The 19931-nt window shown below is 35.8% G+C and carries 22 protein-coding genes and 1 tRNA gene; 10 read left to right on the top strand and 13 right to left on the bottom strand.

All coding sequences use genetic code 11. The annotated features are described in order from the left end of the window. Positions 1–6 precede the first annotated feature (6 nt). Together PEDSA_RS18505 and PEDSA_RS18500 are read left to right on the top strand one after the other, a co-directional pair. Positions 7–957 carry a T9SS type B sorting domain-containing protein gene (locus tag PEDSA_RS18505; RefSeq protein ID WP_169311997.1) on the top strand — a complete coding sequence of 317 codons (951 nt, stop codon included), beginning with the start codon at positions 7–9 and terminating at the stop codon, positions 955–957. Positions 958–963: 6 nt separating this feature from the next. Continuing rightward, positions 964–1935 (top strand): PorP/SprF family type IX secretion system membrane protein, encoded by a 972-nt coding sequence (locus tag PEDSA_RS18500; protein ID WP_013634698.1) that lies wholly within the window; start codon positions 964–966, stop codon positions 1933–1935. Between the two features lie 395 nt (positions 1936–2330). On the opposite strand, the gene PEDSA_RS18495 is transcribed toward PEDSA_RS18500, so the two are convergent. Next, positions 2331–2404, bottom strand: a tRNA-Asn gene (locus PEDSA_RS18495). A gap of 107 nt (positions 2405–2511) precedes the next feature. On the opposite strand from PEDSA_RS18495, the gene PEDSA_RS18490 reads away from it, so the two are divergent. The 3 genes from PEDSA_RS18490 (at position 2512) to PEDSA_RS18480 (ending at position 4519) form a co-directional block, all read left to right on the top strand. After that, complete coding sequence (locus PEDSA_RS18490) at positions 2512–3429, top strand: PfkB family carbohydrate kinase (protein ID WP_013634697.1); 918 nt, start codon at positions 2512–2514, stop codon at positions 3427–3429. Positions 3430–3529: 100 nt separating this feature from the next. Continuing rightward, positions 3530–3892: a hypothetical protein gene (locus PEDSA_RS18485; RefSeq protein WP_013634696.1), complete on the top strand. Its 363-nt coding sequence runs from the start codon at positions 3530–3532 to the stop codon at positions 3890–3892. Positions 3893–3979: 87 nt separating this feature from the next. Beyond that, entirely contained in the window at positions 3980–4519 is a 540-nt protein-coding gene (locus PEDSA_RS18480; RefSeq protein ID WP_013634695.1) for a ferritin, read from the top strand. 57 nt (positions 4520–4576) lie between these two features. Here PEDSA_RS18480 and PEDSA_RS18475 read toward each other — a convergent pair whose 3' ends face one another. The 3 genes from PEDSA_RS18475 to folP all read right to left on the bottom strand — a co-directional run bounded on the left by PEDSA_RS18475 (position 4577) and on the right by folP (position 6604). After that, complete coding sequence (locus tag PEDSA_RS18475; protein ID WP_041537158.1) at positions 4577–4840, bottom strand: (2Fe-2S) ferredoxin domain-containing protein; 264 nt, start codon at positions 4838–4840, stop codon at positions 4577–4579. A gap of 71 nt (positions 4841–4911) precedes the next feature. Then, positions 4912–5700, bottom strand: coding sequence for a diadenylate cyclase CdaA (cdaA, locus tag PEDSA_RS18470; RefSeq protein WP_013634693.1), 789 nt, complete (start codon positions 5698–5700; stop codon positions 4912–4914). A gap of 43 nt (positions 5701–5743) precedes the next feature. Then, positions 5744–6604, bottom strand: a complete 861-nt coding sequence (gene folP, locus PEDSA_RS18465) for a dihydropteroate synthase (protein ID WP_013634692.1) — start codon at positions 6602–6604, stop codon at positions 5744–5746. Between the two features lie 56 nt (positions 6605–6660). On the opposite strand from folP, the gene PEDSA_RS18460 reads away from it, so the two are divergent. Genes PEDSA_RS18460 through PEDSA_RS18450 form a run of 3 tightly spaced genes read left to right on the top strand, consistent with a single transcriptional unit; the run spans position 6661 to position 8917 of the window. Then, positions 6661–7206 (top strand): DUF1599 domain-containing protein, encoded by a 546-nt coding sequence (locus tag PEDSA_RS18460; RefSeq protein ID WP_013634691.1) that lies wholly within the window; start codon positions 6661–6663, stop codon positions 7204–7206. A 2-nt stretch (positions 7207–7208) separates the two neighbouring features. After that, positions 7209–8381 carry a BT_3928 family protein gene (locus PEDSA_RS18455; RefSeq protein WP_013634690.1) on the top strand — a complete coding sequence of 391 codons (1173 nt, stop codon included), beginning with the start codon at positions 7209–7211 and terminating at the stop codon, positions 8379–8381. A gap of 20 nt (positions 8382–8401) precedes the next feature. Then, complete coding sequence (locus PEDSA_RS18450) at positions 8402–8917, top strand: shikimate kinase (protein ID WP_013634689.1); 516 nt, start codon at positions 8402–8404, stop codon at positions 8915–8917. On the opposite strand, the gene PEDSA_RS18445 is transcribed toward PEDSA_RS18450, so the two are convergent. The 8 genes from PEDSA_RS18445 to pheS all read right to left on the bottom strand — a co-directional run bounded on the left by PEDSA_RS18445 (position 8918) and on the right by pheS (position 15630). Beyond that, positions 8918–9427 (bottom strand): phosphoribosyltransferase family protein, encoded by a 510-nt coding sequence (locus tag PEDSA_RS18445; protein WP_013634688.1) that lies wholly within the window; start codon positions 9425–9427, stop codon positions 8918–8920. A 217-nt stretch (positions 9428–9644) separates the two neighbouring features. Continuing rightward, positions 9645–10031 carry a hypothetical protein gene (locus tag PEDSA_RS18440; RefSeq protein ID WP_013634687.1) on the bottom strand — a complete coding sequence of 129 codons (387 nt, stop codon included), beginning with the start codon at positions 10029–10031 and terminating at the stop codon, positions 9645–9647. After that, positions 10031–11428: a 23S rRNA (uracil(1939)-C(5))-methyltransferase RlmD gene (gene rlmD, locus PEDSA_RS18435; protein ID WP_013634686.1), complete on the bottom strand. Its 1398-nt coding sequence runs from the start codon at positions 11426–11428 to the stop codon at positions 10031–10033. The genes PEDSA_RS18440 and rlmD overlap by 1 nt, the downstream gene beginning before the upstream one ends. Positions 11429–11802: 374 nt before the next feature. Then, on the bottom strand, positions 11803–12675 hold the full coding sequence (gene cysM, locus PEDSA_RS18430; protein WP_013634684.1) for a cysteine synthase CysM: 873 nt from the start codon (positions 12673–12675) through the stop codon (positions 11803–11805). 2 nt (positions 12676–12677) lie between these two features. After that, complete coding sequence (epsC, locus tag PEDSA_RS18425; RefSeq protein ID WP_041537563.1) at positions 12678–13487, bottom strand: serine O-acetyltransferase EpsC; 810 nt, start codon at positions 13485–13487, stop codon at positions 12678–12680. A 108-nt stretch (positions 13488–13595) separates the two neighbouring features. After that, a complete protein-coding gene (locus PEDSA_RS18420) occupies positions 13596–14171 on the bottom strand; it encodes a TetR/AcrR family transcriptional regulator (protein WP_013634682.1) in 576 nt (191 codons plus the stop codon). Continuing rightward, positions 14171–14593 carry a hypothetical protein gene (locus tag PEDSA_RS18415; protein WP_041537157.1) on the bottom strand — a complete coding sequence of 141 codons (423 nt, stop codon included), beginning with the start codon at positions 14591–14593 and terminating at the stop codon, positions 14171–14173. Before PEDSA_RS18415 ends, PEDSA_RS18420 begins: the two co-directional genes overlap by 1 nt. A gap of 2 nt (positions 14594–14595) precedes the next feature. Beyond that, positions 14596–15630: a phenylalanine--tRNA ligase subunit alpha gene (gene pheS, locus PEDSA_RS18410; protein ID WP_013634680.1), complete on the bottom strand. Its 1035-nt coding sequence runs from the start codon at positions 15628–15630 to the stop codon at positions 14596–14598. Between the two features lie 163 nt (positions 15631–15793). On the opposite strand from pheS, the gene PEDSA_RS18405 reads away from it, so the two are divergent. Then, entirely contained in the window at positions 15794–18010 is a 2217-nt protein-coding gene (locus PEDSA_RS18405) for a DUF5686 family protein (protein ID WP_013634679.1), read from the top strand. Between the two features lie 47 nt (positions 18011–18057). Here PEDSA_RS18405 and PEDSA_RS18400 read toward each other — a convergent pair whose 3' ends face one another. Then, positions 18058–18963: a diacylglycerol/lipid kinase family protein gene (locus PEDSA_RS18400; protein ID WP_013634678.1), complete on the bottom strand. Its 906-nt coding sequence runs from the start codon at positions 18961–18963 to the stop codon at positions 18058–18060. 182 nt (positions 18964–19145) lie between these two features. On the opposite strand from PEDSA_RS18400, the gene surE reads away from it, so the two are divergent. Next, complete coding sequence (gene surE, locus PEDSA_RS18395) at positions 19146–19889, top strand: 5'/3'-nucleotidase SurE (RefSeq protein WP_013634677.1); 744 nt, start codon at positions 19146–19148, stop codon at positions 19887–19889. Positions 19890–19931: the final 42 nt, after the last annotated feature.

Genomic DNA, 19931 nt, shown 5'->3' with positions numbered 1-19931 from the left:
GTTTATTTGAATTGCGTAAAATATCTATACATAATTACCCTGTTACTTTTACCGCTAACAGGATTTACGCAATTAGTTACTCCGGTTCAAACAATTAAAATAGCAGAGGGAACGACAATTACACTAAGGGCCAATTCCAGCAATGCACAATATTTTCAATGGTTTAGAGATGGAAGTATAATAACCGATGCTATTTCCGAACAGTATGCACCCAGTCAATCCGGTTCTTATACTGTAATGGCTTTTAATTCCGCAAGCTGTACTTCTAACCTCTCGGACCCGGTGATTATAATCGTTGAGCCAAAGCTAAACAAAATAGCTGATCTGAATATTTCAAAAAGGCTTGAAAGCCAAAGCATCAAACTAAACGATGAAATTACTTATACGCTTACCGTAAATAATAAAGGTCCTGATATGGCCAATAATGTAGTCGTACAGGACCCCTTTCCAATTCAATTGGAGTTCGTTCAGATTCCGGCTATTAGCGGAGTAAAAAGTTCATATAATACAAGTACAAACACTGCCACATGGGAAATCAGTACGTTAAAAAAAGACGAGGCCTTAGATTTGAAACTTATAGCAAAAATTAAGTCTGTTGGAAAGATAGAAAATACGGCTTTCGTAAAATCGATGGAAACAGATCCGAATCCTAAAGATAATATCGACAGTGCGTTAGCAGACGTTTATGGTATAAAAATACCTAATGTATTTACTCCAAATTTCGACGGCAAAAATGACTATTTCGAAATACCGGGATTAGAGAACTATCCTGATAATGAAATAACCATCCTGAATAGATGGGGAAATCATGTTTTTGAACAAAAACCATATGCAGGGAAATGGACAGGCGAAAGGCTTAATGAAGGAACATACTTCTATGTACTCACGATTAATCAAGCCGGTAAGCGAGATATTTTTAAAGGATACATCACATTAATACGGGATAAGAAAAAATAAAAGGTGATGAAGAGATTAAAATTAATTTGGTATTTGCTCATACTTCCGATGACAGGTATGGCTCAACAGGATGCAAACTTTACTCAATATGTATTTAATACACTGCATGTAAATCCTGCTTATGCTGGTTATAAAAACAACTTATATATCCAAAGTACTTACAGACAACAATGGAACGGTGTTGATGGCGCACCTAAGTCATTCTCATTGGCAGCAGATGCATTGCTAGCAAATAAAAAAGTGGGTCTATCACTAATGATAAGTAGCGATAAAATTGGTGTTCAAAAAAGTTTGGGCATATACGGAGGCTATGCATACCATGTTAAAATAGGCGAACAAAATACGCGGCTATCATTTGGATTAAATGTTGGTTTACTTCAAACTTCAATCAATGGTGCCAGCTTCGTTCCCAATGAAGATGGAGACACTTTTATCCCCATAACAAACGATTCTAATATACTTCCTGATGCCAAATTAGGTGTTTTATTTTCTACAGAACACTTTTTTACTGGAATTTCGGCAAGCAATGCTATCTCAAACCTATCTATTGGCAAGAAAAAGAGTGACTGGTATGTTGGATTGAAACCGCATTTATACTTTTTAGGCGGCCTTATTTTACCTCTTTCAGATGATTTAATTTTTAAACCTATGTTTTTATTGAAAGATGATTTTGGAGGACCTACTAATCTGGACATAAACGGCTTTATCCTGCTACAGGAAAAAGTCTGGATTGGCGCCATGTACAGAACAGCGGTTAAACTTTATGACAAACCTCATTTACAGCAGGGTCTTTCTAAAAGTAGTTCTACAGGCGCTCTTTTGGAGTTTTTCCCTACACAAAAACTTCGGGTTGGCTACTCCTTCGATTACTCGTTAAACAAATTAAGGAATTTTAATAACGGCACTCATGAAATTTCAATAGGTATTTATTTTGGAGGATCTGACAAAAAGGGAACTCAATATGGATGCTATTTTTGATAGGGGGATCCAGAAGATGCTGCACAAAATCAACTGTCAGACGTTCCAGGTTATATGGAAGCGAAAGGATATCGTTATTAATAACAAAGAAGGTTAAAGCTACTAAATTTAGGTTTTATTAATAACGCAAGAAGGGGGATCATGAAAAAACGATCACCCTTCTTGATATTCCTCAAAATTTTCCGGGCTATATATACTACTATAAACTAATTAGAAGCATTTTTGAAAAGCCTTTAAAAATAAATCTTTTCATTATTTGAGTGAAAAAGTAAGAATTGAACAGCACAATATAAATATAAAATTTCCAGATGTCGATACCATAAACTTGCAAAAGAAATAGGAAGGCCTAAAAACAAAAAAAGCCAACAAGTAAACAAACTTATCGGCTTTTGAAGCTCCCGAAGCTGGGCTCGAACCAGCGACCCTCTGATTAACAGTCAGATGCTCTAACCAGCTGAGCTATTCGGGATTTTATTCCTAACGTTTAAAAACGTCCCTCTGGTTAAGGGACTGCAATATTCGGGATTTTAAATTAATTATGCAATATTTGCAGAAAAAAAATTCAAATAAAAAATTATGAGTTTAGTTGTCATAGGAACTGTTGCTTTCGACGCCATAGAGACACCTTTTGGTAAAACTGATAGAATTGTCGGAGGTGCAGCAACTTACGCTACTTTAGCAGCTTCCTATTTTTATAAAAATGCTAAAATTGTTGCTGTAGTCGGTGATGATTTTCCGAAAGAAGATATCGAGGATTTAAAAAAAAGAGGAATTGATGTTGAAGGTTTACAGATAAAAAACGGAGAAAAATCATTCTTTTGGTCCGGAAGATACCATAACGACATGAACAGCCGAGATACTTTAGTTACAGAATTAAATGTATTGGCTGATTTCGATCCCATCATTCCGGAATCTTATCAGGATTGCGAATATTTAATGTTGGGCAATCTTACACCTAATATTCAAAAAACAGTAATTGAACGTTTAAGGAACCGTCCTAAACTCATCGTTTTAGACACAATGAACTTCTGGATGGACATTGCCTTAAACGATCTTTTAGATACAATAAAACTTGTGGATGTTTTAACCATAAATGATTCTGAAGCCCGCCAATTGTCAGGCGAGTATTCTTTGGTTAAGGCAGCCAACAAAATCCTTCAAATGGGTCCAAAATACCTTATTATTAAAAAAGGTGAACATGGTGCTTTACTATTCCATGAAGATAAGGTTTTCTCTGCGCCTGCTTTGCCATTAGCAGACGTTTTTGACCCAACAGGAGCTGGAGATACATTTGCCGGAGGTTTTATAGGTTATTTGGCTCAAGTGGATACGATCAACTTTAATAACATGAAAAATGCAATTATTTTTGGTTCTGCTTTAGCCTCTTTCTGCGTGGAGAAATTCGGCACAGAAAAAATTAAAAACTTAAGTCAGGAAGAGATTGCAGCAAGAGTTCAACAATTTGTAAGCTTAAGCAGTTTTAACATCCAATAAACCATTATTCGTATTTTGTTGAAAGGCGCTTTTTTTAATTTTTGAAAAGAGCGCCTTTTATTTGGATTATTTCTAAACAAGATGCATATTTGCATCGGAAATGAAAAATAGCAGTTTAGCTTTAGCAGCAACAGATTTAGTGGAAGTATTCTCAACACTTTATGGATCAGTTTACCAGTCTGATAAAGAAAACCGTATTTATTTAAATTTCTCGGGTAGAAAAGCTCAATATAAATTAGCTTGTCTTCAGCGTCTAAAAAGGGTCATCGATAATATCGATTTGGCCAGAATGACTGATGTAGACCATCCTGGGATTGAAATCATATTCCTTTGTGGTGCTGAAGAGTGTTTTGTTTTAGATATCCACGAAATTATCAACCTTAGAGAGCTTCTTAATGGCACTTTTGCTATGTTCGAGCTGAACAGTATTATTACTGACAGGCTAAATAGAATCATTATCTAGCACTATACTTAGATTAACTCCAAATTACTTTCTTTTTAAGGAAACTGGTGCCCTAACACTTATATTTGTGTATAAAGGAGCACTATTATGAAAGATCTAGTTCGTATCAAGAGTTTAATTTCGGCAGACATCGAAAATCTACTCAATCAACAAATAAAAAAAGAAGCTCATTCAGCTGCATTATATTTATCTATGGCATCATGGTGCGATAGAAACGGATTTGACAATTCTGCCGAGTATTTCTATAAACAGTCTGATGAAGAAAGACAACATCAACTAAAAATATTCCACTATGTATGTGACATGGGGGGAACAGCAATATCTCCGGATACAAATAATGTTAAAATAGAATTCTCTTCATTCAGAGAGGTTTTTGAAGATGCGTTAGATGCTGAAATCGCTATTACGCAGTCATTCAAAAACATTGCAGCAAGATGCCATAAGGAGCAGGACTATGTAACTTTAGAATTCTTGAACTGGTTCTTTAAAGAACAAAGAGAAGAAGAATACAAAGCCAGAAGAGCTCTGGAGTTATTTGATTTAATTGGAGAAGAAGGAACAGGCCGTTGGGAAATCGACAAGCATGTTCAAAAAATATCATACAGCGGAGACAGCGCTGGTGAATAAAATAAAAAATCCCCTGATATAGGGGATTTTTTATTGATGAAAGAATCTCTGTCCAATTTATTTTGCAATATCACTTAAAACCGTAAGCACTTCTTTTTCCGAATACTCTTTTAACCAAATATTATCAGGCTGAAAATTAAGAACGGGAGCAAACTTACATCTATCTGTACATTCTATACGTACAAGCTCAATCTTATCTCTCAACTTACTATCTTTCAAAAAAGATTTAAGTGTTTTATAACACTCCTTGCCTCCTCTTTTACTGCACTTACTTCCTGTACAGATATAAATCACATGTTCAGGAATACAAAACTTACTCATCTTTTTGAAATTAAAATTAGATCCACTACACAACGATAACATTTGGCTAAAACATTTGTGTTAATTTGACCTTAAAAATCTCGGTTTAACAAACGCTCCAGTTCCGTAAAGCTAATATTCATTTTTACTTTTCCTTGTTGAGCGTAAGATATTTCACCAGTTTCCTCCGAAACAACCAGTGCGGTACATTCACTGGTCTCTGTAATACCAATCCCTGCCCTATGTCGCAACCCAAATTGTGGAGGCAGCTTATCATTCTCCGTCAGTGGTAAAATTCCCCCCGCAATTTTTATTCGGTTTTCAGCAATAACAACAGCACCATCATGAATTGGACTATGTTTTTGAAAAATGCTTTCAATTAAACGTTTAGAGATTTTTGCATCAACAATTTCTCCTGTATTACCGAATACATCCTGATCAAAATACTTGGCGAACACGATTAATGCACCTGTTCTGGATTGTTTCATACTCTTACAGGCATCAATTATAGGTTTAATTTTTGCCATATTATTTTTCTCCACTTCTTCTTTACCAAAAACAAGCTTCATCCAAAGCTTATTACGCAAAGAAATATTCTTTCCTATCGTTAACAAAAAGCGCCTGAACTCCTGCTGGAACACAATAATTAATGCTATTAAACCAACACTTACGAAACTGCTTAAAATACCGGACAGCAACTTCATGTGCAAAGCGGTAGTAACAATATAAAGAACATAGATTATTATAAAACCTATAAAAATATTTACAGCTATCGTTCCTCTTATCAAATTATAGATATAATAGATAATTACCGCTACCAGCAGAATATCTATAACGTCTATAACTGTAAGCTTTAAGAAACTAAAATCTAGAAAGTCCATTCAGGAGAGATTATTATTTTATCGTCTTTAATTTATGAAAAAATCAGGATTTATTGTACACTTCCATTAATTCGATACATTGTTTTGCTTCTAAAACATCATGGACGCGTAAAATAGAAGCTCCTTTCTGTAAAGCCAGAACATTTAAAACTGAAGTCCCGTTTAGGGCCTCCTCTGGTTTTATATGCAGCGTTTTCCATATCATCGTTTTTCTTGATAATCCGGCCAAAATGGGAAGACCAAAAACCCTGAGATTATCCATATCTTTCAGCAAGCGATAATTCTGCCCTGCATTCTTAGCAAAGCCAAAACCGGGATCAAGAATTATATCTTTTACACCAAGCGATTTTAATCGATTAATTTTTTCGGAGAAATACAAAACAATATCCAACAGCAAATCATTATAATCAGTTAAAGAAGTCATTGTTTTGGGATTCCCTCTCATATGCATCAAAATATATGGAACAGAAAGCTTGCCTACTGTTGCAAACATATTTTTATCCAATTCACCACCGGAAATATCATTGATGATGTGAGCTCCCGATTTAATTGCTTCTTCGGCTACTTTAGATCTGAATGTATCTATAGAAAGTATAATATTCGGAAATTTTGATTTCAGGAGCCTGACAACAGGAATTAAACGCTGCAATTCTTCTTCTTCGCTAACATCTTCAGCTCCCGGTCTCGACGAATAAGCGCCTACGTCGATTATTGAAGCACCTTCACTCAGCAATTTTGCCACACGCTCTTCTATTTCTTTTTCATCATTAAATCTGCTTCCCGAAAAAAAAGAATCAGGTGTAATATTTAAAATTCCCATTACCTGTGGCTTCGATAAATCTAATATCCTGCCGCCCACATTTAAGGTTGTCTTTATCCGAAAAAACGTATCTTTATCCATCATAATTGTATTATTCAAAAATACGATTAGTTCATTGGAAACATTAAAATATTTAAGGTTTGGCTTTCGATACTTCTACTCAATACGACGCTATTATTAAGATCTGCAAAGATCTGTTTTTGAAGAAAACTAGAGATTATGGGACCGCTTGGCGTATTCTTCGTCCAAAATCTATAACAGATCAGCTTTTTATTAAAGCGCAACGTATTAGAACCATCGAAGAAAAAAAAGTAAATAAGGTTGGAGACGACATTACCGACGAATATATCGCTATTGTAAATTATTGCGTTATAGGCATTATGCAGTTGGAATTGGATGAGCAGGTTGGCATTGAACTGGAGCCAGCTTTTGTTGATGCACATTATAGCCAGCGCGTTCAGGAAACCAAGGATCTGATGTTTGCTAAAAACCACGATTATGGTGAGGCTTGGAGGGATATGCGAATCAGCTCGCTGACTGATCTGATTTTACAGAAAATATTCAGAGTGAAGCAAATTGAAGATAACGAGGGACAAACAATAGCTTCCGAGGGAATAAAGGCTAACTATCAGGATATGTTAAACTATGCTGTTTTTGCTTTAATTAAATTAGGATTAGCGGATTAACTATGGTTTCGAACAAAACAACATCTACTACACTTTTATGGATAGTAAGGATATTCGTAGGTTTACTATTTATCTTTTCGGGATTAATCAAGCTGAATGACCCGCTGGGATTTTCTTATAAACTGGAGGAATATTTCGAAGTATTCCACATGACCTTTTTAAGCCCATTCGCTGTATTTTTCTCTATTGCAATTTGTACGCTGGAAGTCTTTTTAGGTGTTCTGGTACTAACCGGAATTGCTAAGAAAACTGTGAATGTGGGCTTAATTGTATTAATCTTATTTTTCACCTTTCTAACTTTTTATTCCGCCGCATTTGATGTGGTTAAAAGTTGTGGATGTTTTGGTGATGCTATCCCATTAACTCCGTGGCAGTCTTTTGGTAAGGATTTAATCTTATTAATTCTTATTCTTTATATCTTTTTTAATCAAAATAAGATTAATGCCTGTACAAATAATAAATCAGCAAAGAACATCTTTATCTGGGCAGCCTTGCTTGTCCCTCTTGCTTTCGGTTTATATACTTATAATACGTTACCTATTATAGATTTTCTTCCTTATAAAGAAGGTGTAAATATCCCTGAGGCTATGAAAATTCCTGAGGGAGCGCCTAAAGATGAATATGAAATTATCTACACCCTAAAAAATAAAAATACTGGTGAAGAGAAGAAAATGAATGATAAAGAATACCTGGCAACAAAAATATACGAGGACCCTAATTGGGAATTTATATCTTCTTCGGATCCGAAATTGATTAAAGCCGGTTACCAGCCTAAAATCAAAGACCTTAATATTTTCGACTCACAGGGTGTTAGCTTTACAGAAGAGATTATTGAAAACCCATATTATAACTTAATTGCTGTTGCCTGGAAACTGGATAACAGTGACCTGGAAGCATTGAAAAAAATCAACCTGATCGCACTAAATGCAGCTAATAACTATAGAACGCGTTCTGTCTTATTGACTTCCAATTCGGCACAGGACGCAGAAAATTTATCAAAAGATGAAAAGCTACTACTTGAAGTTTTTTATGCTGATGCAGTGCCGTTAAAAAGTATGGTGAGATCTAATCCGGGTCTTATTCTAATGAAAAATGGTGTGGTCATTAAGAAATGGCCAGCAAGTCGGTTACCTGATTACGAGGAATTAGAAAGAACCTATTTTAGTAAAAACTAAACGTATAAACCTACAGATTTATGAAAATATTCTTAGTCGGATATATGGGCTGCGGCAAAAGCCGTATGGGGAAAAAACTAGCATCTAAACTGGAAAGACCGTTTATAGATTTGGACGAACTTATACAAACCAAGCACCAGGCTACCATTCCGGAAATATTTGCTGCCAGAGGGGAAAATGGATTCAGAGAAATAGAACGGGATACATTACAGAAATCTGCAATCGCTAATAATACCATCGTATCAACAGGCGGCGGTGCTCCTTGTTTTTTCGATAATATGGAATGGATGAATAAAAATGGCTTAACTATTTTCATAGATCCACCCGAAAAAGTATTGGCTGATAGATTGATCAATGCAAAGGCAGAAAGGCCTTTAATTAAAGGAAAATCTTACGATGAGCTTTTAGCTTTTATACACGAAAAACTTGCTGAACGCAGATTTTTTTATGAACAAGCTAAAATAGCCTTGAAAGGTGTAGATTTAACAGTTGAAGAAGTGGTAGAAGCTATAGAAAAAGAAAACCTCGAATATTAGCTATTCGAGATAAACTCCATCCTCCTCGCCATTTTCATCTAACACAACAGAAACATGTTCTTTAAGAACAGTAGATAATTCCAAACCTACAAAATCTGCAGAAACAGGAAAAAGCTTATGGCTTCTGTCAATCAGGACAACAGATCTTAATCTCTTCAAAGGAATGTTCAGGAAGACGCCTAAGCCATAGGCAATGGTTCTTCCGCTATTCAGAACATCATCTACCAAAATAATTACTTTATTTTCACATTCTTTCAACGGCGTATCTATAGAGGATTCCAACTTGGAACTATCCTTATTCAATTCTACCTCTATGATACGAATTTTAAAGTGACTGATTTTCTTCAGCACTTTTTGTAATCGCAATGCCAAGCGGTAGCCTCTGGAAACAATTCCCGCAAGAATAACCTCCTGCTCGTCGATATTATCTTCTAATATCTGATAAGCAATACGGTTTATCTTTTGTTGTATCTGATTGTGATTTAAAATAAGTACTCTTTTAGACGGCATAAACAACATGTTAACGGGCTGAAATTAAAACTTCTATCCCAATAATTCAATTTAAAATGAAACCTTATTATCAAACAGGCACTTTTCTATATTTAGTATCCCTTAATCGCAAAAATCTATCTATAAGGAGCATCCCTTTGGGAAACTAACTAACTAACTAACTAACTAACTAACTAACTAACTAACTAACTAACTAACTAACTAACTAACTAACTAACTAATAAGGTATAAATACAAAATTAGCCCCTTCCGGAACTATAACAAATATACAGGCATATTCGTCTGGGTTTTTATAGCTATATAAAAAAACATCCTTTTTATCCTTTTGTACAATGCCTTTCTCAATAAACTCTTCCAGAGTAGAAGCCTGTATTGTCCAGTCTTTACCGAATTCTTCCTTATCAATAATAACCTCTCCCACCGAAACCTGATGCTGATGAGCAATAAAAATAGGATAATTGGATAAGCCTTCTCCTATAATATCCAATGCTACCTCGCGTATGGTGTCTTTATAAAAGTCCAAGTCTTTTTTAAGCGACAACAGTGGAGATTCCTTTGGTAACTCCTGATCTCCCAGATTCCCCAATAACTCTTCTGCCTTCATTACTTTCTAAGTTTTAATAAAACCACGTTTTCTACATGCTGCGTATGAGGGAACATATCTACCGGCTTAATCCTTGCCACATCATATTTGTCTTTCAATATCGCTAAATCACGAGCCTGAGTAGCTGCGTTACAGCTTACATAAACAACTTTTTCGGCTTCCATATCCATTAGACGAGCTACAACGTCCGCATGCATTCCTGCCCTCGGAGGATCGGTTATTACAACATCCGGTTTGCCATGTTCAGCAATAAATTCTGCACTCAACACATCTTTCATATCGCCGGCATAGAATTTTGTATTCGGTATATTGTTTATCGCCGAGTTTACTTTAGCATCTTCAATAGCACTTGGCACATATTCAACTCCCACTACTTCTCTCGCTTGTCTTGCCACAAAATTAGCGATGGTCCCAGTACCGGTATACAAATCATATACCAACTCATTTCCACTTAAGCCAGCAAACTCTCGGGTAATTTTGTACAGCTCATAAGCTTGCAGGGAATTTGTTTGATAAAATGACTTTGGTCCAACCCGGAACTTCAACCCCTCCATCTCTTCATAGATAAATGGATTCCCTCTATAAGTAATTACATCCTGATCAAATATGGTATCGTTCTTTTTCTGATTGACAATGTATAACAAAGAGGTAATCTGAGGAAATGTCTTATCTACATAATCCATCAGCAGATTAATCTCACCTTCTTCCGGATATGCAAAAACAACAATCACCATTGATTCTCCGGTAGAAGACGTCCGGATAATCAGATTTCTTAAAGCCCCTTCATGAGCTCTTAAATCATAAAATGATATATCATTTTCAAGAGCGAATACACGGATTGAATTCCTGATATCGTTTGACGGATCAGCCTGTAAATAGCAATGCTCCACATCTAAAATCTTATCAAACCGAAGCGGAACATGAAATCCTAAAGCGTTCATTTCTTTATCTAAACCACTTGCAATATCTTCATTTGTTAACCAACGCTTATTAGAAAAAGTATATTCCAGTTTATTTCTGTAATAAACCGTTTCGTTTGAAGGTAAAATATCTTCCGCATGCTCAACCTCTACTCCTCCCAGTCGTTGCAAAGCATCCACAACTGATTTTTGTTTATATTTCAGCTGAGCTTTGTAATCCATATGTTGCCATTTACAACCTCCACAAGTACCAAAATGAACACAGAAAGGCTCAACTCTATCTTCAGATTGTTGAAGTAAAGTTTCAATCTTCGCTTCGGCAAATTTTTTCTTCTTTTTATAAACCGCAGCATCCACAACATCTCCGGGAATTGCTTTTTCTATAAATACCACTAAATCATCATGTCTGGCAACCCCTTTTCCTTCTTCGGCTATATCAAAAACCTGCAGTTTTCCTAAAATTTTTTGATTGGTCAATGCTTTAAAATTTAAGGCACAAATTTAAGCTTTTTTAGCCACAGACCGTAGAAAGGACAATAAGATTTTAGAATTTGAAGGTAAGGTTGGATTTAGAAAGGAGTTGCAGATAGAAGATTCAAAAAAACAGGCAAAATTCCCCCTTATATCATTAAAATGAAATGAATAATTAGGAAATCAGATAAACAAACTCAATATATAGGCAAAGAATTTATTTATCGGACGGTCTTCTACCTTAAATTGTTTGTCCACCAATTCAGAGAAATGTGCTAAACCTCGATTCATAACCTTTTATTTTATCTAAATTTAGCACAAAATATACCAAAAACCAAATCGGTATATTATTTTATCTTTAAGCTTTGTTTATGCTTTTGTTAACCAAATAAGTCGCTGCTTAAATAACGGTCTCCACGATCACAGGCAACAAAAACGATAACGCCGGATTCAAGTTCCCTAGCCACTTGCAATGCTGCATAACAAGCTCCCCCGGAGCTCATTCCTGCAAATACGCCCTCATATTTAACCAGGTCTCGCGTGGTTTGAACAGCCGCTTCCTGAGAAATATCTATCACTCTATCAACTCTGGACGGATCGAATATTTTAGGTAAATATTCCTTTGGCCATCGTCTTATTCCCGGGATAGAGGCATCTTCCGTTGGTTGGCAACCTATAATTTGTATATCAGGATTTTGTTCTTTCAGAAACATAGAGGTTCCCATAATGGTTCCGGTTGTTCCCATAGAACTAACAAAATGCGTAATCTTTTTATCTGTGTCTTTCCAGATTTCGGGGCCTGTAGTTTTATAATGCGCCAGATAATTATCCGGATTTGCAAATTGATTTAGCAAATAATATTCGCCATTAGCTGCTTTTTCTTCCGCATAATCTCTACACTTTTCGATGCCATCGAGTAAAATAACCTTTGCTCCAAAAGCTTCCATTGTCAGGGTTCTTTCTCTTGTGGAGTTTGAAGGTAACACCAATTCTATCTCAAGATCAAAAAGGCGGGCTATCATTGCCAAAGCAATTCCAGTATTACCACTGGTTGCTTCTATCAATTTCATTCCAGGTTTTATATCTCCTCTATCCAAAGCACTTTTAATCATATTTAAAGCTGCCCTATCCTTCACGCTTCCGCCAGGATTATTACCTTCCAGCTTTACATATACTTTAACATTAGGATTCGGATTTAACCTTTGTAATTCTACTAAAGGCGTGTTACCTAAAACATCTATTATTCCAGCCATACTTATTGCTTTTTATTTTTTTCTGCCACCTGCACTGACGACAAATGATAAACAATGGAATCTGCAGGTACGCTTTTAGTTAACCAAACGTTTCCACCAATAATACTGTTTTTACCGATAACCGTTTCACCCCCCAAAATTGTTGCACCGGAATAAATAACTACATTATCTTCTACCGTGGGATGTCTTTTTGTACCAGCCATATCTTTTTCTACACTTAATGCACCTAGTGTAATTCCCTGATATAACTTTACATTATTTCCGATATGAGCTGATTCTCCAATAACCAGACCAGTCCCATGATCAATATAAAGGTTCTCTCCTATAGTTGCTCCCGGGTGAATGTCAATTCCTGTTTTTGAATGCGCATATTCGGTTAGGATTCTTGGAATAACCGGTGTTTTTAATCTGAATAATTTATTGGCTATTCTATAAAAAGATATTGCATAAAATCCAGGATAAGACCGAATGATCTCAAACTCGCTATTTGCAGCAGGATCGCCTAATAGCATAGCAGCAATATCCGTTTTCAATAGTCTGTGCAATTCGGGAATAAAGTCCATAAATTCATCAGCAATCAAATTATGGTCGCAATCTTTGCAAGCATGTGTATTGTCAAGCAGGAAAAGTAGGTCTTTGCGTATCTGCTCAAATGCATTTTCTACCTCGTCGAATGATTTTATTGGATTTACGGCTTGCTCGGGGAATATCAATCGGATTAGTCTGATAGCCCATTTTGCGATATCTACATTCGAAGGAACAAGCTCTGTTTTCGCATGTTTATCGAATATATATTTATAGAATTCTTTCATCGTATTTGGATTCAAAATGTCCGACATAGACACTTATGAATTGTGGTAAAACTACCAAAGAACAAAATAAACGACAAATAAAATCTGTCATTTTATTCCCAGTTTGGTTTATAAGGCTGCCTTTACTAAATAAGGCAAAATTTCCTTTTGAAAAGACACAAAATTCTTTCTTACGTCAGCATCACTTACAGAAGTAAATGCAAACGAAAATATTATACTTTTACTGGCTTTAATTAGGAAACTTAATCTTTCCGGAAAAGTTTCATCATCATTAAGTTCCTCTACCGCCATAAATTCGGAATATAACAAATGCTCCAGCTCATCGGAAAGCTTTTTCAGGAATTCCTGAGAATTGGTAGACTCTCTGATGAAGTCCCAGCCTATAAACTCATTACAAATGGTATAGGACAATTTACTTACTCTTAATATCAACCTTTTCAGATACTCTTCCTTCGATGTTTCGGCAACATTTTTATGAAGCAACTCACTTACGCTGACCTGCAAATAATCCATTAGGATTGCATGCAAAACCAACTCTTTACTTTCGAAATACTTGTAAATAGTTGCCTTCGCAATTTTCGCCCGCTTTGCAATCTCATTTACACTGGTCTTATGATACCCGTATTTTCTAAAAAGCTCGGTAGCAGACCTTTTAATACTTTCTTTTATCTTATCTACTTCCATTAATTGTAAATCATAATTAACCCGTTACCTTCTGAAACGCTATATTGCTGTAATGGCCTTGCGTAATTTCCTTTAATAACTGTCCCGTCGTTTTCTAATGAAAAAGTCACATTTGCACAAGGATCAATAGCTATTATAGAAGGCTCCTGAATTCTGACATCACATCCTTTATCCAAACTTGCCGGGCTTCTCTTATCGTATGCTACCACACGATTGCCACTTAACTTTCTATAAAGGATAATCCCTCCAACGCCTCCGCCTATTTCTATTCCATTTCCAGGAGTCTTTATACCTTGAATTCTAGGATCATTAATGGGTATTTGTAAATTTATAGATGCATAAGGAAACCATCTATTATCCGCCTTTCCACAAGAAAGCAAGACAATACCTGTTATAAACAGTAGTACCTTATATCTCATCATTGTTATATCAGCTCAGTTTGAAATTGCTTTAAGAAACGAACATCGTTTTCAGAAAACAATCTTAGGTCTTTTATCTGGTATTTTAAATTCGTAATCCTTTCTATTCCCATACCAAACGCAAAACCCGAATATTTCTTACTATCGATCCCTACATTCTCTAATACGTTGGGATCTATCATTCCGCAACCAAGAATTTCCACCCAGCCACTATGTTTACACATCTGACAGCCTTCTCCTTTACAAATTGTACATGAAATATCCATTTCTGCCGAAGGTTCTGTAAAAGGAAAAAATGAAGGTCTGAAACGAACTTTAGTTCCTTCTCCGTATAATTCCTGTACGAAATAATATAAAGTCTGCTTTAAATCAGCAAACGAAACATGTTCATCTACATACAAACCCTCTATCTGATGGAAGAAACAGTGTGCTCTTGCGGAAATAGCCTCATTACGATAAACCCTTCCCGGCATCAGCGCTCTGAACGGCGGTTTTCCCGCTTCCATTAATCTCACCTGAACGGAAGAAGTATGCGTACGTAATGCAATATCATCTCTACCACTATTCTTTTTAATAAAGAAGGTATCCTGCATATCTCTTGCCGGATGTTCTTCCGGGAAATTTAACGCAGAGAAATTATGCCAATCGTCTTCAATCTCCGGACCTTCTGCAACAACAAAACCTAAACGTTTGAATATTTCTAAGATCTCTTTTCTTACTAAAGATAAGGGATGACGGCCGCCCAGTTCTATTCCTGCTCCAGGAAGCGTTAAGTCCTGATCAGAACCCGTGTTTTCATCTTCTGCACTAAAAGTACTTTTTAAATCGTTGTACTTTTGTTCTGCAAATTGCTTAAACTGATTAAGAACTTTTCCTAAAACACGTTTTTCTTCCGGTGAAACAGCTTTAAATTCATCAAATAAATCTTTGATAATTCCCTTAGTTCCTAAAAACTTAATTCTGAAACTTTCTAATTCATCTGCCGTATTAGGTTCAAAGCCCTGTATTTCTGTTGTGTATAAGTCGATCTTAGATTGCATAACATGCAAATTTAAGAAAAAACAAAGCAATTAGCGGGCTTATTAGTTTTGAATTTTACAATAAGTGCGAATTGTAATTTTAAAAATCATTTTAGTTTTAGCGTTAAGAGAGAAATACATATCTTGAAAAAGCGTTTATTATCTTTATGTATTTGCGTTTGATATGAGAGTATTGTGCATGCTGTTTTTACTGTTCTCTTCTCTTCAGTCCCTTGCTGAATGGGGAACAAGTGAATCTGAATTAGGCGACAGTATCATCAGACAAGCCATTGCAAAAAACAACTATCATAGAAATTTAGATTTAAAAGCAAGTGCCTATTTGAAAAACTCATTAATTCTGGATAGAGCACCAAAAAGGTTTCTTGGAAAAAACGTAAGAGAGCTTTTAAAATTAAGATCTTCAAACAAACAGGTCCTGTATTTACACGAAGCAATTTCCGACATTTATTTTTATGGTTCTTCTACTATAAAAGAAGAGATAAAGTCTTACAAAAATTATGGACCTTATAAAAAAGCATGGCAATTTAACCGAGCTGCTGATTTGCTTTTAGATTTCAATAAAGATTATATAGAACTGGAAGGATTTAGTGCTAAAAAATATGTTTCGCCAATTGCTAAAAATGCCCTAAAGTATTATAAGTTTATTTACGAACGTAGTTTCGACGACGAAAACGGCAATAATTTTTATGTAATTAGAATCTTTCCACGTAGTTTCATTGAACCGGGATTTTATGGATATCTCTATATCAATTCCTCTACGATGCAAATCAGCAGTTTATCTCTTAATCTGGGAGATAACGGCGGAATAAGCTTGATTAACTCTCTGACAATAAGCCAGAATCTAATCAAGATAGACAGCTTTTATTATCCATCTAAAACTACCATACATTATTATGGTAAGAATTTTGGCTTTGCATACAGTGGTACCTGTATGGCCACTTACAGTTATTTTTCTAAAAATGCTGCAGAGGATGATATTTTCAAAAAACATGAGGTTCTGATAATAGAAAAGCCGAATAGAAAATCAGACAAAATATTAGAGTCTAAACGTACTTTATACCTAACTTCATTAGAAGCAGAAGCTTATCACTATCAGGATAGCTTAAAAGAAAAACAAGGCGAGAAAAAGTATCTGGATTCCTTGGATAAACTCAATATCAGCCAAAGATTATATCCTTTGCTTTTCAATAGCTTCAAAATTCAAAACTCTTATAGAGAATATACACTTTCTTTTGATCCGATAGCTCCTGCACTTTTTTATAACACGGTAGAAGGTCCGGGTATTGCATACGGAGTTCGTTTTACCAAGTATAAGGACGTAGATGGAAGCTATTACAGTATAAGACCTGAAATCAGGTACGGTTTTAAAAACAAGGAGTTCAATTCCGACCTTGCCTTCAATTGGCTTTACAGCCCCTTTAAGCGAGGAATTATCAATATAAGTTTGGGCAGCACCTATCGGGATCTTAACCCCAACGGGTCACTAAGCTCGGTAAACAACTCCTTAAATACTTTACTATTTGAACAGAACTTCATGAAACTGTTCCGCAAACAATATGTGAGCTTTTCTTCGGGTCGCGAACTTTCAAATGGACTATACTTTTCGGGTGGTTTGGAACTTTCCAGAAATATTTCCGTTTCAAACATGTTTGATTATAGCTTAAGGAATATCAGAAACAGAAATTTCACATCCAATAACCCTTTTGATAAAGACGATAATGGTAAACTTTTTCCCGACCATACGACTTTCAGGCTTTCAGGAACACTGGTCTACACATTCAATCATAGCTATATTACCAACGAAGGAATTAAAATGTATGAACTTCCCCGGGCACCCCGCTTGATTTTAAGTTATAAAAAGGGAATTCCAAATTTTCTGGGTTCCGAAACAAAGTGGGACTACATAGAATTTGAGGCTCAACAAGAAAAACTAAACTTAGGACTCTGGGGGTATTCTTCCTTTTCTATATCAACGGGTAAGTTCTTCAATCAAAAAGTGAACTACTTCCCAGACTGGAAACATTTTGGTGGTAACATGGCTTTAATCTTTAATCCAGGCTTAAAGAACTTCCACTTACTGGATTATTATGCATACAGTACAGAAAGAGAGTTTATTGAAGGACATTGGGAACACGATTATAATGCAAAATTCTTAGGAAGTATCCCTTTGATCAGAAAATTAAAACTCCAGGAATTAACTGGCGCTGCATTTTTAACCCAGCCTTATAAAGGCATTTATTACGAACTTTATTTAGGTATAAAAAGAATGGGTGCCAGATTAGATTACGCCTTTTCTTTTGACAATGATGGTTTTCTGAACCATGGCTTTAAGTTCTCTTTCAAATTACAAAACCCATTTAAAAAATTAGATCATTATTAAACAGCGTAATAAAGAGTATAACATATATCTAATTACACAAGATTAGATTAAGGCAAAAATTCCAAAAATCCCCGCTTAGACATAAACGTTATTTCGGCACTGCCTTTTTTCACTAACTCGTCGTCAACATGCATCATTTGGTCTGCCTTTGTTCTGATAGTCAGTTCCGAAGTTCTTATGCTGTTAAATGGATAAACAAAAGGTTGCCCTTCCAATAGTGATTGCAGATAAACAATAAATCTCTGCCGCTCCGCCTGGGTAATATAAACAACATCAAAATAACCATTGGATATGGATAAATTAGGTGCCAAATATAAATTTGGACCAACAGATTTGATATTCATAACCTCGAGCAAAAAACACTCAATCTCTTTCACTTGCCCTTCTTTAGTTTCTATCTGGAAATGATTTATTGGATGCGTCTTGACTATCTCAATCAGTTTGCTCAAAGCCAATTTAACTTCGCCGTCTTTCGTGGAACTTGCTTGTTTATCCAGATGCCGCATGGCATCTATCAATTTAGGAAACACACCAAATCCCGCACCTTCAATAAAGAAATCTTCGGTATCTCCCATTTTAATCAGGCCGATATCTAAAGATTTTTTATCGCTAAAATTCCAACCTCTCACCAATTCCATCACATCCTTTCTTCTCTTTCCTACACCCAGGGTTCTAAAAAGATTGTTAGCGGTTCCCATTGGAAGAATAGCCAAAGGGCTCCTTTTTGCATTATCACCACGAGTGATCATTTCCTTTGCAATCGTACGGACACTCCCGTCTCCACCAGCAACCACTATCAGATCTGCTTTATCCATCGCCTTTTTCCAACCCTCTTCTTTGATTGAGTAATACTCACATTCATATCCCGAATCTTCTATCAAATGCTGAATATCCTGTGCTAAATGGTTTTCATCTCCGGCTTTGGGATTATGCAATAACATAGCTAGTTTCATGTATTCTTTTTTTATATTAAATATTCCCAATTTATCGGGCGAACCCTTGATATTTAAAACAGCTATTAACCGTACTTTATCATTTTAAACACGCTGGTTTCTTAAGATAAATTTTCAGCTATAACACTTTGGATTAATTCTTGTTCTGTTAACAACGACATTTTATTACTTTTTACTTGCTTATGAGAATTTTAGTCACAAACGATGATGGTATATATAGCCCGGGAATTAATGCTTTAGCTGAAATAGCGCGGGAATTTGGCGAGGTAAAAGTGGTAGCGCCCGATGTAGAACAATCTTCTATGGGACACGCAGTAACACATAGCCGACCTTTATCTGTAAAGAAATCACCGATCGAATTTAAAACAGTCGAAGCTTACAGGGTAAATGGTACTCCGGCGGATTGTGTAGCCATGGGAACACATTTATGGAACCATGTTGATGTAGTACTTTCGGGAATAAATATGGGGCCTAATTTAGGAAATTCAATGTGGCACTCAGGAACGCTGGCAGCGGCAAGACAGGCAGTTCTTTTTGGAATAAAAGGAATTGCGATGAGTACTCCTGTAGGAAAGACTGAACCTGATTTTAAAGCACTTGCCCCATATGTCAAAAAAACATTAGAAATGCTTCTGCATACAAATGAGCTGGCACTATATAATGTAAACTTTCCTTCTAATCCTATAGATATTATGTGGACTAAGCAATCTGTACGTTTATATGATGGAAGAATTGTTCCGGGACAAGACCCAATGGCAAGAAAGCACTATTGGTTTACCGTAATCCCTTTAGAGGCTGCAGAACCAGGAACAGATAGATGGGCTGTAGAAAATAATTTTGTTTCTATAACTCCTTTGCGACTGGACCTTACCGATGAGAAAACATTGAAAGAGAAGCAAAAAAGTGACGTAAATCATACTTCGTGATTTTAGCATTAAGCTGATTTTTGATACTTTTGCAACTCATTT

Source organism: Pseudopedobacter saltans DSM 12145 (assembly GCF_000190735.1).
Taxonomy (GTDB): Bacteria; Bacteroidota; Bacteroidia; order Sphingobacteriales; family Sphingobacteriaceae; genus Pseudopedobacter; species Pseudopedobacter saltans.
Note: the sequence above shows the minus strand (reverse complement) of the source record. Positions and strands in the feature narration are given on the sequence as shown.

What these genes read in the sequence shown, in the direction of transcription:
- PEDSA_RS18415 (WP_041537157.1), bottom strand. Translation starts at nt 14,593, where the DNA reads ATGATGAGATATAAGGTACTACTGTTTATAACAGGTATTGTCTTGCTT.
- cdaA (WP_013634693.1), bottom strand. Translation starts at nt 5,700, where the DNA reads ATGGACTTTCTAGATTTTAGTTTCTTAAAGCTTACAGTTATAGACGTT.
- PEDSA_RS18475 (WP_041537158.1), bottom strand. Translation starts at nt 4,840, where the DNA reads ATGAGTAAGTTTTGTATTCCTGAACATGTGATTTATATCTGTACAGGA.
- PEDSA_RS18405 (WP_013634679.1), top strand. Translation starts at nt 15,794, where the DNA reads ATGAGAGTATTGTGCATGCTGTTTTTACTGTTCTCTTCTCTTCAGTCC.
- surE (WP_013634677.1), top strand. Translation starts at nt 19,146, where the DNA reads ATGAGAATTTTAGTCACAAACGATGATGGTATATATAGCCCGGGAATT.
- PEDSA_RS18480 (WP_013634695.1), top strand. Translation starts at nt 3,980, where the DNA reads ATGAAAGATCTAGTTCGTATCAAGAGTTTAATTTCGGCAGACATCGAA.
- epsC (WP_041537563.1), bottom strand. Translation starts at nt 13,487, where the DNA reads ATGAAAGAATTCTATAAATATATATTCGATAAACATGCGAAAACAGAG.
- PEDSA_RS18455 (WP_013634690.1), top strand. Translation starts at nt 7,209, where the DNA reads ATGGTTTCGAACAAAACAACATCTACTACACTTTTATGGATAGTAAGG.
- pheS (WP_013634680.1), bottom strand. Translation starts at nt 15,630, where the DNA reads ATGCAATCTAAGATCGACTTATACACAACAGAAATACAGGGCTTTGAA.
- PEDSA_RS18490 (WP_013634697.1), top strand. Translation starts at nt 2,512, where the DNA reads ATGAGTTTAGTTGTCATAGGAACTGTTGCTTTCGACGCCATAGAGACA.
- PEDSA_RS18445 (WP_013634688.1), bottom strand. Translation starts at nt 9,427, where the DNA reads ATGCCGTCTAAAAGAGTACTTATTTTAAATCACAATCAGATACAACAA.
- cysM (WP_013634684.1), bottom strand. Translation starts at nt 12,675, where the DNA reads ATGGCTGGAATAATAGATGTTTTAGGTAACACGCCTTTAGTAGAATTA.
- PEDSA_RS18440 (WP_013634687.1), bottom strand. Translation starts at nt 10,031, where the DNA reads ATGAAGGCAGAAGAGTTATTGGGGAATCTGGGAGATCAGGAGTTACCA.
- PEDSA_RS18500 (WP_013634698.1), top strand. Translation starts at nt 964, where the DNA reads ATGAAGAGATTAAAATTAATTTGGTATTTGCTCATACTTCCGATGACA.
- PEDSA_RS18400 (WP_013634678.1), bottom strand. Translation starts at nt 18,963, where the DNA reads ATGAAACTAGCTATGTTATTGCATAATCCCAAAGCCGGAGATGAAAAC.
- folP (WP_013634692.1), bottom strand. Translation starts at nt 6,604, where the DNA reads ATGATGGATAAAGATACGTTTTTTCGGATAAAGACAACCTTAAATGTG.
- PEDSA_RS18485 (WP_013634696.1), top strand. Translation starts at nt 3,530, where the DNA reads ATGAAAAATAGCAGTTTAGCTTTAGCAGCAACAGATTTAGTGGAAGTA.
- PEDSA_RS18450 (WP_013634689.1), top strand. Translation starts at nt 8,402, where the DNA reads ATGAAAATATTCTTAGTCGGATATATGGGCTGCGGCAAAAGCCGTATG.
- PEDSA_RS18420 (WP_013634682.1), bottom strand. Translation starts at nt 14,171, where the DNA reads ATGGAAGTAGATAAGATAAAAGAAAGTATTAAAAGGTCTGCTACCGAG.